A 13,036-nucleotide genomic window follows, 5' to 3' on the forward strand; every position below is an offset into this window, starting at 1 on the left:
CGGACAGAATTGTTTCGACCTCGTGCTTCGAGGCGGGCACGGTCGTACGTCTCCCCGACCGTTCTTGGCGCAACCTCCACGAGCCGGGAACAGTTGGACGCCTGCTCGATGCCGCGGTGCCTGCTCTGGGCACCCGGCCATCGGCGCACAAGCTCGAGGTGCACGGCTGGCCTTACTCCACTCAAATCATGGACCACTTCCATGCCGCCGAGTCTCGTATTCGTTCTTGTAGCTGGTCGTGATGAGTTGACGGAGTCGGCGTAGAGCGCGGAAGCTCCGTCCTTGCCGGTGACGTGCCCCTACGGTTTTCGTCAAGCCGTTGCAGCGGATCCGTGCCGCCCGCCCGGACGGCGCCCCGATCTCCGTGATCATCGACAACCTCTCCGCGCACAAGGGCACCAAGATCCGCGCCTGGGCGAAGAAGCAAAAGGTGGAGCTGTGCTTCACACCGATCCAATGCCTCTTGGACCAACCCGATCGAAGCGCACTTCGGACCGCTGCGGCAGTTCGCCCTCGCCAAACTCCCACCTCCCCAACCACACCGCCCAGACCCGCGAGCAGCACCGTCACCTGCGCCGGCGCAACACCCACGCCCGCCACCCCGACGTCCTGGCCGCCCAACTCAAGGAGCGCGCCCGGTTCCGCAGCGAGAAAGGCATCCGCTGGGGCGGCAGACCGCTCACGCCCGCAGCCGCGTGACCAGGCACAAGGTGGATTCGTTGTCCGAGCGCGGCGCTGCCGGCCGGCCTGTGACGGTACCGTCCGGACTGAACCCGGCTTGATCAGCCCGCTTGGGCCGGAGGCACGACCGAGAGGAACAGCACCCGTGAGTGAATGGCAGCTGTCCGAGACATTCCGCAGCACGTCTGGCGACGTCCGCTGGGGCAGTCTCGGACAACCCGGCCAGGATCCGGTTGTCCTTCTCCACGGCACACCCTTCTCCTCGTATGTCTGGCGCGCTGTCGCCCGCTCACTCGCCCGCCGCTACCAGGTGTTCGTGTGGGACATGCCCGGTTACGGGGCATCGGAGATGTCCGCCGGCCAGGATGTTTCACTGGCTGCCCAGGGCAGGGTCTTCTCCGAGCTCCTGGCGCACTGGGAACTGGAGAAACCACTGGTCGTCGCCCACGACTTCGGCGGTGCCGTCTCCTTGCGGGCGCATCTGCTGCACGGCGCCCGTTACGGCGCGCTCGCTCTGGTCGACCCGGTCGCGCTGGCGCCGTGGGGGTCCCCGTTCTTCCGGCTTGTCGGTGAGCACTCCGAGGTCTTCGAGCAGCTGCCGCCCGCACTGCACCACGCCCTGGTGCGCGAGTACGTAAGTTCGGCCAGCAGCCCTGGCCTGCACCCGGCAGTCCTCGACCGGCTCGTCCGGCCCTGGCTTGGCGACCTCGGCCAGGCGGCCTTCTACCGGCAGATCGCCCAGGCCGACCAGCTCTACACCGACGAGGTGCAGGACCGGTACGGCGAGATCGGCATCCCGACGCTGGTGTGCTGGGGCCAGGACGACACCTGGATTCCCCTGACGAAGGGACGGGAGCTCGCCGCCCGCATCCCGGGCGCGCGACTTGAGCCAATCGCTGGTGCGGGCCATCTTGTCCAAGAAGACGCGCCCGCCGAACTCACAGCCGCTCTCATCGCCTTCCTCCAGGACCCTCGCTAACGCCCGGCTACCCGGTGAACTCTCCCGGTCACAGCACTGGACGTACGCACCGGGAACCATGTCCGGTCAGGTACCACCCCGCATGACGCCCGTTTGACGCCGGCTACGGCTGACCGCCGCCGCCGACTTCGACCTGCCGCACCGATCAGATCACTGCGGCCCATGGTGCCGAACCGAGCCCTTCGACGCCTGATCTCGAAGGCACTCGTCCCATGGTGAAGACTGGTCCCATGAGAGACGTCGTTTTCACGCGCAGCAGCGGCTGGATCCCGAACGTGATCCGCGAGGACGGCGAGCTGGGACTGATGCTCGGTGCCGGGGCCGACGCCAACCATGAGCCTCGCACGTTCACGTTCTCGATCGGGGAAGCCCATCTCGCTGTGATCCGGGAGGATCTGGCCAGACACCTGCTGCTGTGGAGCGCTGTCCTTCCGCTGTGCGATGACGCCGGAACCCGGGGCCGGCTCGACGAGAACGCTGCCGTCGCGCTCCTGGACCCGATTCTCCTCTCCGCGCCCGCGGACGTCGACGCGCTCTTCGGGCACATCCGGTGGGACAAGGGCCGGCTCATCGCCCACGGAGCTGACATCGAACTGCTCGAGCGCGGTCAGGTCTGCGCGGCGATGCGCGCGACGACAGAGACGTCCGACCAGAAGCGAGCTCAGAAGTACCACGCCGACCGCCGTCGCGCCGCGCGCGGAGTGGTGCTCGGTCCACTCGACGCCGCGGTTCTGACGTACACGGGCCAGTACCTGCACGGAGCGACGGTACCGAAGCGCAACCCCGACGCCGTCGAGCCCGCGCTGCTGCCCGAAGTCCTGCGTGTGATCGCGACCGCGGAGCAGGCGGGCGCCGGGATGCGGATCGGCCGCGATCCGCGACGCGGAAAGCGCGCCACGGACAAGCGCGACTGGGACCGGATGGCGACGGCCGTCGACGCGGCCGTGCACCGTGCGCATCCTGAGCTCGTCGATGACGCGGTTCGTACCGTGAGTTTCCTGATGTGCTCGGAGGCCGCCGACCGCTCCAGGAACACGCCCGTGGGGGACGACGGGGAAGCCGCCGGCGACCGCGCCGACTTCGGCGAGACTGCGCGGAAGACGGCACTGTCGTTCACCGATGACAAGGGCGTCGAGAAGAAGTGGATCCAGGACAGTCCCCGCACTGCCACCGCGGAGTTCTGGGAGTTCGTCGCTGATCGCTCTGCCGGGGACAACGAGGTGTTCACCATTGAGGACGAGGAGATGGGTGAAGGGATCCAGCTCCACTTCTACGCGGACTCCGTCGCCCGGGTCACGACGGTCCGAGAGGGGGAAGGCGGGTCGGATCCGGAGTACCGGGTCGAGTACAGCCTGGTCGACGGGATCGGAGAATACCGGAACCTCGTGAGCGCCTTCGTCCGCGGCGGCTGCGCCGCACTCGAACAACACGGTCCCTGGATATCGGATGCCGCTGAATTCGAACGCGCACGTGGGCGACGACGCGACGCCCAGTAGACCCAGCAGCAGCCCCCGCACACGCCGCCTGGAAGGACCTGCGCAAGCACGGACGGCAAAACAGCCCGCGCACCGGCCGGCTGGTCTCGCCATCCACGCGACCGCAACCCGGTCGGATGCCTCTGCCGGTCCTGAGCCGGCACCGGATACAGCGACCCGGCCGGTAACAGACCAGGGGCCATGACCACCCGTCCACCCCTGCCCCACCAACGGCAGGCTCCTTGCACGCCCAACCGAAGTCCCTCGACGACACGGGTCCGCCTGCCGGCCCGGACGGGCCCGCCACCAGGCCATGCACCGGCGACGGGTCAAGGCCTCCGAGCACACCTGCCAGGCCATCCCTCAACCCCGGACACCAGCCCTGGAAGTAGACCGGACCAAGTCCCGGCCGAGCGGACCTGGCACCCGCCGGACACGTACACCACCCGGCCCTCGGCACCGGCCCCGTCGTCCAGGAACCTGGCTCCGGCAGCAGATCCAAGAGGCAGAGACCTGACCACAATCCCCACCGGGTAAGTATGATCAAGCGATGTCTGACACGACGGAAACCACGCCCGGCTGGCTCACCACCGACGAACTGGACATGGCCAGGGCCCGGATGCCCGTCCTGTACGTCGAGGCCGTCCCTGTTCGCGTCGACGAGAGCGGCGACGTCACCAGCATCGGGCTGCTCCTACGGATCGGCACGGACGGAGCCATCAGCCGCGCCCTCGTGTCCGGCCGCGTCCTGCACCACGAGCGCGTCCGTGACGCCCTGCTACGCCATCTGGAGAAGGACCTCGGCCCGGTTGCCCTGCCACACGTGCCTACCTCGCTACAGCCCTTCACCGTCGCCGAGTACTTCCCCACCACGGGCATCACCCCGTTCCACGACCCACGCCAGCACGCCGTGTCCCTCGCATACGTCGTACCCGTGACCGGAGACTGCCGTCCCCGCCAGGACGCACTGGACCTAGTCTGGTTCAGCCCCGAAGAAGCAGCCTCACCGGCCGTACAGAACGAAATGCCGGGCGGCCAAGGTGTGCTCCTGAAGCAAGCCCTCGCCCACACCGGACACGTCTACTGAGCGACGACCCGAATCACGCCCCCTGCAAACTCACTCCACAGCACCCGCCAGCACCGCCCGCCCAAGCCCTGTCCGACAGTGAAACACCCGCACACCCTCACGCCGGGAGAGCAGCAGTCCTGCCTCGCGGAGCACAGTGGCGTGCCGGCTGGCCGTCGACGGCGCGAGGCGCAGCGCCGCGGCGATGTCCATCGTCGTCATCGGACGGTCCAGCATCCGCAGGAGTTCGGCACGCGAGGCCCCGATGAGCTGCGCCACCGGGGCGTCCCCGCCGGAGCGGCTGCGCTCGAGCCAGCCGGGCGCGGGCGACAGAGGATGCACCAGAACCAGCGGCAGCCTGTCATCAACAAGCGCGAGCGGGGCGCGTACGCAGAAGAAGGCGGGCACGAGCGTCAGGGTCCTGCCCCGCAGAGTCAGTTCGCGCTCGACGGGGTACGGGGCGCGCAGCCTTCCCTCCCGGTAGCGCCACCCGGGCAGTTGGTCGTACCCGGTCAGCAGACCCTCCGCGCCGTGGCTGAGGACGGCTTGGGCGCGTACGGTCCGGTCGGCAGCCGCCTGCGTGCGCATCGTGGTGAGGTAGGGCTCGACGGCCACCTGGTGATAGGCGCGCAGAGCCGTCCCCAGGCGGTGCAGCGCAATGGGGCACCCGTCGGCCAGTGTGTGCAGTCCGGCCGGGACGGGGCCTGACGTATGAGCGTGGAGCCGGACGATCTCGGCGCGGAGGCGGTGTCGGGGTGTCGAGAGAAGCCGGTCGAGCCCGGTCTCCAGATCCGTGTCCCCGCGGCCGGGCGTGAGGAAGTCCGGGAAGTAGGAACCGTCCGGGCAGAGCCGCATCAGGGCACGTGCCATGGGGACCAGGCCGGAGCGCCGAAGGGCCGCGCCCACCTCCCTGCGCCATGTACCGAATGCGAGCGGTGCTTGGCGGTTCTGCAGGAGGTGCAGACTCAGCGCGGTCTCCCAGAGCGGGTCCACGCCGGACGCGACCCGTAGGCGGACCAGTTCCTGGCTCGTGAAGTCCACCCGCAGCACGCGCACCCCCGGCGGTCACGGGCGCTGGTGACGCCCGTCCAGCGAGACTCTACGCGCATCAACGGCATGACGCATGCATGCCATGTTTCGGTTGTGGCCGGGCGCCCGTTCGGCCGGAAAGCGCGGGCGGTCCGGCCGGAACCGCGCGTCGGCCGGACCGCCTGGGGTTGTCCCCGCTGCGGCTGCTCAGCAGAGTGGGACGCCGGGCAGCTTCGCGTCCGGGTGATCGATGTAGATGTTGCTGATGAAGCCGTTCTGGTCACGCAGCTTGCTCCACCAGTTGTTGCTGTATCCCTCGGCGTTGACGGTGTCGCCCTGCTTCTGGCACAGCACGCGCACAGCCGTCGGACCGGCGAGGGTCGTGACGACGGGCGCGCTGACGCGGGCGTCGGAGCGGACGTTCACCCCGCTGCCCCACGTGTTGAACGCCAGGCCACTGCCGCCGCCGCCGCAGCCGTTGTCGCTGGTCAGGTACGCCTGGTTGTAGCTGCCGGGGTAGGAGAGGCCCGCCCCGTTGATGACGATGTTCTGGCCGACCCCGTTGAGCAGTTGCTCGTAGTGGATGTGCGCCCCGGAGGAGTTGCCGGTGCTGCCGGTGACGCCGATCTGCTGCCCCTGGGCGACGGCCGCGCCACTGGGGACGGAGTAGTCGGAGAGGTGGAAGTAGTACGTCTTCCAGCCGCCGCCGTGGTCGATGGCCACGTAGTTGCCGGCACCGCTCGGCTGCGAGTACCGGGTCGCCGTGCCGGCCGCCGAGGCGAGCACCGGGGTGCCTGCCGTCGGGCCCCCGTCGGAACGCACGAAGTCCAGCGCCCGGCGTACTTCGGCCGAGTGGTGGCTGTACGTCCAGCGCTGGCCGCAGGGGTAGGGCGCCTTGAAGACGGGTGCGGCCGTCGCACCGGCCTCCCCTGCCTGTGCCGGGGCGGCCGACAGTCCGCCCAGGGCCATCAGGGCGGCGACGAACAGAGCTGGAAGTCGTCTGAGGAACCTCACGAATGCTCCTAGGTGGGGAGGCGGCCCGGCCGAGCCGGGTCGAGGCACGGGTGAGATGTGGGGAGAACGTAGCGAGGGCCCCCACCGCTGACAAGAGCGCGCCGGGCTCCTTCGACCAGGGACGAATTGCTTGCGCCTCCCCCGCGGCCCGCGCCACCGTGGCCCGCACGTGCCACAGCGTCACCAGGCCGCCGGCCTCGGTGCGTCCGTGCCCCGAAGGAGCCCCCGACTCCCATGTCTTCGCTACGTACCGCCCGCAGCCCGTCATTTCCCGGCGCCGCTCTCACCGCTGTCGGGCTACTGCTCGCGCTGACCGGTTCGGCCCTGGCCCTACCGGTCGGGTCCGCCCATGCCGCCGCCCGCTACGGCCCATCCCCCGCCGCGTCCGTCGCCCTCCCGCCCGGCGGTCCCGCGGTAGGGCGTTCCGAGGCCGAGCGGGAGGCGCAGGAGACGGAGGGCCGCACTGTCGTGGACATTCCCGAGAACGTCACGGCCGGAGTCGCGGTGTTCGACCGGCGCACCGGCCGCTTCACCGAGTCCCTCCAGGCGGACCGCGCCTTCCGTTCGGCGTCCGTGGTCAAGTTGCTGCTCGCACTGGACTTCCTGTGGGACCGGGGGCCCGACTACCAGCTGCCGCAGGCCGACCGGGAGCGGATCGAGGCGATGCTGAGCAGAAGTGACGACGCCGCCGCGAATCACTACTGGTCCGTGGGTGGCGGCAGCGCCGTGGTCTCGCGCATGGTGCCTCGTCTGGGGCTCACCGGCACGGCCCCGCCACCGACCGGCTACCCCGGCTACTGGGGTTACACGGCGACGACCGCCGCGGACACCGTCCGCGTCTACCGGTACCTCCTCGACACGGCACCGACGCCGGTCCGGGACCTCGTCATGGGAGCTCTGCACCGGTCCGAGAGGTGTGCCGCCGACGGCTTCGGCCAGGGATTCGGGCTGCCCTCCGCGTTCGACGGGCCGGGGGCGGTCAAGCAGGGGTGGTCCGGCTTCGCCTCCGGGGGCTGCGTCTCCCCCGAGCCTGCGGCCGCCGCACCCGGCCGTGCCGCGGACGCGGGTCCCCGCCGTCCCATGCCGGTGGACGGCGTCGAGGGGCCCGGATCCCGATGGAGGTCGACCAGTGACACGTCTCCGTCCGGAGGCGCCTCCGCCGCCGTGGTGGATCTGACGTCCGACGCTCTGCACACCACCGGCACCGTGGGCCCTGACGACCGGACGGTGGTCGCCGTCCTCACTCTGCACCCCGACGGCACTCCGTACGGCGCCGCGTACAGCAAGGTCACCGCTCTCACCGGCTCCCTGGATGTCCCCGGAGCCGTGCGCCCGCCGGGCACCCGCTTCACCACCTGGGGCAGTGGCGTCCGTGTCCGCGCCTCCGCCACCACCTCCTCCGACGCCCTCACGACTCTGCCCGCCGGGGTGGACGTCCTCGTCGGGTGCCAGCGCCAGGGCGGGCAGGTCTCGGTCCCGCCCTACGTCAACGACTGGTGGGCGTATCTGCCCCAGTACGGCGGCTGGATCACCAACATCTACATCACCTCTTCCGGCAACACGCTTCCAGGCGTGCCTCGTTGCCCGTAATCGCCTTCCCCGTCACCCACAGAAGGAGGCGCGCCGTGCGCCACGATCAGAGACCCGACGTCCCCACCGTCCGCCTCCGCCGAGGGACGGCTGTGGCCGTCTCCCTGCTGACCGTCGTGGGTCTGGCGCTCACCGCCGGGCCGGCCGCCGCCCACGGCGCCGGAGACGGCGAAGTCCCGCTCGGGGGCATCAGCTGGCGGGCGGACCTGTCCGCGCCGACGAGGGACGCGAGCAACGTCCGCCACACGGACGGCGATCTGCGCCTGCGCGATCCCGGTCTCTCCCCTGCTTCCTCGCGCTCCGCCCGTGGCCAGGGGACGGTCCTGCTGCCCGTACGTGTACTGGACCGCGCCGTCGACCTCGTCACCGCTGACCTCGACGCCACCGTCCCTGCCGGAGCCCGGGTCGCCGTCGACGTGCGCGGGCGCGACGGGCTGGGCCGGTGGACGGAGTGGCGCGAGGCGCGCGACGACGCCCCGGCCCTGCTGCCCCGGGCCGTCACCCGTGTGCAGACCCGGATCACCCTGACCTCCGCGCCGAACGGCACCGCACCGACCGTCAACGCACTGCGCCTGAGTGCCGAACTCGACGCAACGCCCGAGCAGGCCGAGGCCGAGGAGGCCTTCACGACCAGCGTCTACGCAACCCGGGAGGGCCTGGTCGGCGGTACCACGGCGAACGGGCACGTGATCGTCCCGAACGACCACTTCGTGGCGCTGCCCTCCCGGCGGGGCCTCTCCCCGCAGAACAGCGGGCAGTACTCGGTGCGCGTCTGCGGACCGGTGCGCTGCGAGACCGCGCCGGTGTGGGACGTCGGCCCGTGGAACACCCGCGACGACTACTGGAATCCCTCGTCCGTCCGCGAGACCTTCAAGGACCTGCCGCAGGGCAGGCCCGAGGCACAGGCCGCCTACCAGAACGGCTACAACGGCGGGTTGGACGGGTCGGGTCGCCGGGTGCTCAACCCGGCCGGCATAGACCTGGCCGACGGAACGTTCTACAACGTCGGCCTGAACAACAACGGCTGGGTCACCGTCACGTACCTGTGGACCGGCACCGGTGCTCCGACCACGTCGTTCCCGACCTGGGGGACCGCCGTCAACATCCGTCAGCAGCCCACCGGCGCGTCCACCCGAGTCGCCCAGCTGCCAGGCCCCACGACCGTGCGCGTGCAGTGCCAGGTACACGGCCAGCTCGTCGAGGCCGAGGGGCACAGCAATGACGCGTGGTCCTACCTGCCGGACTACGGCGGATACATCTCCAACATATTCATCGACGTGGCGGACAGCTGGCTGCCCGGCGTTCCGAACTGCTGATACACCCGGCCGGATCCCGGGGCCCGCGAACCTGAGCGGGCCCGCGGGGGCGCGTGTTCGGCCCCACCACCGCCGCCCGCGAAGTCGGGCCACGGTGGCGGGGAGGACCCGTTCCGCCGGTCGGGTCCTCCCCGGTCGGTGACGGGTCAGACCCGGTCGGCGGCGATCAGCAGGTACTGGAAGGACCCGTCCCTGTAGGAGTTGATGAACGCCTCCTCGATTCCCGTGACCAACGAGGACGTGGCCCGCAGCTCCCAGTAGGGCAGGGTGTCGGGGGTGAGGTCGATGACCGCCTGCGGTACGAGGCGGTTGTCGGCCATGGCCCGCAGGTATTCCCGGCGGGAGTGGATGTTGCACTCGAAGTGCGCGTTGATCTGCGAGACCCACTTGGAGGGCTGGCCGTACCGCGGGTTCCAGCAGCCGGTGATGGTCACGTAGCGACCTCCGACCTCGAGCATGCGGGAGTGTTCGGCGAAGAGGTCGTGCAGGTCGACGTACATGCTCGACTCGTTGTTCCAGGAGGCCGCGACAGAACCGGTGTCGAAGGGCGTCGCGAGCATGTTGCAGACACGGGCGCGGACATGGTCCTGGATACGGAGGTCGTGGGCGCGGCCGTTGGCGAAGTCGGCCTGCTTGGCCGACAGGGTGACACCTTCGACCTTGCATCCGAAGCGCTGGTGCGCCATCACCATCGAGCCGCCACGGCCGCAGCCGGCGTCCACCAAGGTGTCGTCGCGGCCGATGTCACCGAGCTGTCCGAGGAGGAACTCGGCCTGTGCGGACTCCAGTCGGTGCAGCTCCGCGATCAGCTTCCTCTCACGCGCCGTGTCCTCGGCGCCGCCGAGCGCCGCCTGGTCGACGTCGCCGATGCCGTAGTGGTGGTGGTAGAGGCCGTCGACATCGCCGAGACGCAGGTTCACCGGCCTGGCCTCCCCGTCCCAGTAGCGGGCGATGTCCCCCTGGTAGGGCGTCGCAGGGCGGGGAATGAGCGGGCCCCGGGAGGCAGGGGTGGCTGGGGTGCCGAGTTCGGTGCTGGTCACGGATGCGTCCATTTCTCCTACCAGAAGTCGGGCAGGCTGTAGCGATAGGTGTTGGACCGGTGCCAGTGGTGGTTGCCGTCGACCCATGCGGCCACGCCACGCAGGAAGCGCTGCACATCCGGGACGGGGCAGGCCTCGGCCAGGGCGGCGGCGTGGTTCTCGAAGTCGTGCATGAGGTCGTTGTGGACCTCGACCGACTTGAGGTAGGCGTCCTGTTCGGAGAGGCCCTCACGCTCGGCGATCACGACGGGCAGGTTCAGGTGCTGACCGGGAGCGTCGAGCTCCTTGGTGTACGAGTAGAGGTCGTTCACGATGGTCGTCGCGTTTCCCGCGAGAGCGATGACCTTCTGCATCTCCTTCCGGGCATGCAGGTCCGCGGGCAGTTCGTAGCCTCCTACGGTGTCGGTGATGGTCGGGCAGGGGCGGAAGTTGTTGAACTGGCGCATCGCCAGGTACTCCCACACCTCCGGAACATGGTCCAGCTGGGCCCAGGCCGCTTCGGCGAGGTACCCCATGTGCAACCGCGCCATGTCATGCCGGAGGCGGTCCGCCTGGGAGGGGCTCGCCGCTCGGACGAAGTACTCCATGGCGGAGCGGTAGGCCCGGCGGGGCGCGTCCGCGTGGAGCGACTTCGCCCACTTCGGTTGGTACTCCTGCGTCGTGTACAGGGGGTCGAGGGCGGTGTGCGCCAGCAGAAGGCGCTCGCCGAGGCCGACTGGAGAGCCTCCGTGGTCCTCGCAGTAGCAGTCGTCCACCGCGTTCTCGGCCACCATCAGGCGTGTGGCGAGCATCAGGTGGTCGACGGTGGGGGCGTCCGGATGGCAGCCGACCATGTAGCGGCCCACGGAGAAGCCGTCGAACTCCTCCTCCCAGTCCTCGGGATACAGGTTGACCTCGTCCACTGCCCAGGACTTGATCCTTCGACCGACCTCCTCGACCCGCACCGGGTCGGGCTCGGGCACCGGGTGGTGGTACAGGCCCGGGACAGGTGTGCCCGCCGCCGCACCTGCCGACGGGGCCGAACGCGTCGGCGGCTCCTCACGCGGGATCAGGCGCAGGCTCGCGGTGCCCAGACCGCTGGGGCCGCGCAGGATCCGTTCCAGACCGGCGCCTGCTGTCGGCGCCTCGGCCGCGGAGGGCGCGAGGGTGGCCGGAGAGGGGGCGGGCGGCGCAGGCGTGGAAGGCTTGCGGGGCGGGCCGCCCGTGGGGGCCTTGACATCGCAGGCGCGGGCCGCGGCGGAGGCGAGCGGGCCGGCCCTGAAGTGGGAAACGGCCTCGGGCAGGCAGCTCGACTGTGATGGTGGCGGCTCAGGCGCTGGCATCCATGGCTCCTTGGTGGGGTGGGCGGCTGTCCCGAAGCCCTCGGGGGCATGGGCGACGGCCCCCGAGGTCGTCGGGGGCACGCACCAGGCCGTTCGGGCGAGGCCGGCTACCGGGGCCGGCGGGCGATCTGCACGTTCTCCAGTACGCCGACGGCGTCCGGCACCAGGATCGCGGCGGAGTAGTAGGTACTGACGAGGTAGGACGTGATCGCCTTCTCGTCGAGCCCCATGAAGCGGACCGACAGACCCGGTTCGTACTCGTCCGGCAGACCGGTCCGGTGCAGCCCGATGACGCCTTGGCTCTCTTCGCCGGTACGCATGGCGAGGATCGAGCTGGTCTTCTCCGGGGTGACGGGGATCTTGTTGCAGGGGAGGATCGGGACCCCGCGCCAGGCCGGCACCCGCTGGCCCCCGAGGTCGACGTGGTCCGGGTAGAGCCCGTGCGCGTTGAACCCGCGTCCGATGGCCGCGATCGTCCGTGGGTGCGCGAGGAAGAACTTGGTGCCGCGTCGCCGGCAGAGCAGTTCGTCCATGTCGTCCGGCGTCGGCGGGCCGGAGTGCGTCTGGATGCGCTGCTTGAAGTCGGCGTTGTGGAGCAGCCCGAACTCCCGGTTGTTGATCAGTTCGTGCTCCTGGCGCTCGCGCAGCGCCTCGATGGTGAGCCTGAGCTGCTCCTTGGTCTGGTCCATCGACCCGTTGTAGAGGTCGGAGACCCTCGTGTGGATCCGCAGAACGGTCTGGGCGACCGAGAGCTCGTACTCGCGCGGTTTCAGCTCGTAGTCGACGAACGCTCCGGGCAACTCGTGCTCACCCATGTGGCCGGCCGACATCGCGATCTCTGCCTCGCCGCGGTGGTTCTGCCGCCGGCTGGAGAGCGACGAGAACTCCTCGAGATGGGTTCGCAGACTCGGCGCCGAGGACAGCACGGCTGCGAAGTCGGCACGCGACAGGGTGAGCAGCGTGCCCGAGGTCTCGGCGGTGGCGGTGTGCTCCCATCGGGCGTCCTCGTCGCACAGGGCATGGTCGCCGAAGCGGTCGCCGTCGGCGAGCACGTCCAGAGAGACCTCGTCGCCGTACTGGCCGACGGAAGTCCGGTTGATCCGGCCGTGGGCGATCAGATGGAGCTTGTCCGCGGGCGTGCCCCGCTCGACCAGCGTCTCGCCGGCGCGGAAGTCACGCTGAACGCACCGATCGGCGACGGCGGTCAGCACCTCCTCGTCGTCGAAGCCGCGCAGCAGGGCCAGTTCGCCGAGCTCGCGGGGGATGACCCGGACGTCCGCACCGTCCTGGACGAAGTCGATGCTCCCGTCCCCGACGGTGTAGGTCAGGCGGCGGTTCACCCGGTAGGCCCCGCCCTGGGTCTCCACCCAGGGGAGCATCCTGAGCAGCCAGCGGGAGGTGATCTCCTGCATCTGCGGAGCGGACTTCGTCGTGGTGGCGAGGTTGCGGGCAGCGGCCGTGCCCAGGCTGGACTGCCGGGGCAGCTCCAGTCCCGCTTCCGGGGTCGATTCAACAGTCATCGGG

General features: G+C 70.0%; 10 protein-coding genes and 1 pseudogene. 6 read left to right on the forward strand and 5 right to left on the reverse strand.

What is annotated here, in order from left to right; all coding sequences use genetic code 11:
- Positions 1-319: 319 nt before the first annotated feature.
- The 4 genes and pseudogenes from AB0I83_RS27930 to AB0I83_RS27945 all read left to right on the forward strand — a co-directional run.
- Positions 320-699 (forward strand): annotated as a pseudogene (locus AB0I83_RS27930) (transposase); the annotation flags it as partial.
- Between the two features lie 127 nt (positions 700-826).
- On the forward strand, positions 827-1,660 hold the full coding sequence (locus tag AB0I83_RS27935; RefSeq protein ID WP_363306595.1) for an alpha/beta hydrolase: 834 nt from the start codon (positions 827-829) through the stop codon (positions 1,658-1,660).
- Between the two features lie 230 nt (positions 1,661-1,890).
- Positions 1,891-3,156 carry a DUF6357 family protein gene (locus AB0I83_RS27940; RefSeq protein WP_363306596.1) on the forward strand — a complete coding sequence of 422 codons (1,266 nt, stop codon included), beginning with the start codon at positions 1,891-1,893 and terminating at the stop codon, positions 3,154-3,156.
- Between the two features lie 529 nt (positions 3,157-3,685).
- Positions 3,686-4,222 carry an NUDIX hydrolase family protein gene (locus AB0I83_RS27945; protein ID WP_356537415.1) on the forward strand — a complete coding sequence of 179 codons (537 nt, stop codon included), beginning with the start codon at positions 3,686-3,688 and terminating at the stop codon, positions 4,220-4,222.
- Between the two features lie 30 nt (positions 4,223-4,252).
- Here AB0I83_RS27945 and AB0I83_RS27950 read toward each other — a convergent pair whose 3' ends face one another.
- The gene (locus AB0I83_RS27950; RefSeq protein ID WP_363306597.1) at positions 4,253-5,242 is read right to left on the reverse strand and encodes a helix-turn-helix domain-containing protein; all 990 of its coding nucleotides are present in this window, start codon (positions 5,240-5,242) and stop codon (positions 4,253-4,255) included.
- A 195-nt stretch (positions 5,243-5,437) separates the two neighbouring features.
- Positions 5,438-6,244 carry a M23 family metallopeptidase gene (locus AB0I83_RS27955; RefSeq protein WP_363306598.1) on the reverse strand — a complete coding sequence of 269 codons (807 nt, stop codon included), beginning with the start codon at positions 6,242-6,244 and terminating at the stop codon, positions 5,438-5,440.
- A 234-nt stretch (positions 6,245-6,478) separates the two neighbouring features.
- On the opposite strand from AB0I83_RS27955, the gene AB0I83_RS27960 reads away from it, so the two are divergent.
- Positions 6,479-7,834, forward strand: a complete 1,356-nt coding sequence (locus AB0I83_RS27960) for a hypothetical protein (protein WP_363306599.1) — start codon at positions 6,479-6,481, stop codon at positions 7,832-7,834.
- A gap of 35 nt (positions 7,835-7,869) precedes the next feature.
- Entirely contained in the window at positions 7,870-9,150 is a 1,281-nt protein-coding gene (locus AB0I83_RS27965; RefSeq protein WP_363306600.1) for a hypothetical protein, read from the forward strand.
- 146 nt (positions 9,151-9,296) lie between these two features.
- Here AB0I83_RS27965 and AB0I83_RS27970 read toward each other — a convergent pair whose 3' ends face one another.
- The 3 genes from AB0I83_RS27970 to AB0I83_RS27980 all read right to left on the reverse strand — a co-directional run bounded on the left by AB0I83_RS27970 (position 9,297) and on the right by AB0I83_RS27980 (position 13,032).
- On the reverse strand, positions 9,297-10,190 hold the full coding sequence (locus AB0I83_RS27970; RefSeq protein ID WP_356843051.1) for a geranyl diphosphate 2-C-methyltransferase: 894 nt from the start codon (positions 10,188-10,190) through the stop codon (positions 9,297-9,299).
- 17 nt (positions 10,191-10,207) lie between these two features.
- Complete coding sequence (locus AB0I83_RS27975; protein ID WP_363306601.1) at positions 10,208-11,512, reverse strand: family 2 encapsulin nanocompartment cargo protein terpene cyclase; 1,305 nt, start codon at positions 11,510-11,512, stop codon at positions 10,208-10,210.
- 107 nt (positions 11,513-11,619) lie between these two features.
- On the reverse strand, positions 11,620-13,032 hold the full coding sequence (locus AB0I83_RS27980; RefSeq protein WP_363306602.1) for a family 2B encapsulin nanocompartment shell protein: 1,413 nt from the start codon (positions 13,030-13,032) through the stop codon (positions 11,620-11,622).
- Between the last annotated feature and the right edge of the window lie 4 nt (positions 13,033-13,036).

The sequence above is a fragment of the Streptomyces sp. NPDC049970 genome (assembly GCF_040660235.1).
In the GTDB taxonomy this organism is placed as follows: domain Bacteria; phylum Actinomycetota; class Actinomycetes; order Streptomycetales; family Streptomycetaceae; genus Streptomyces.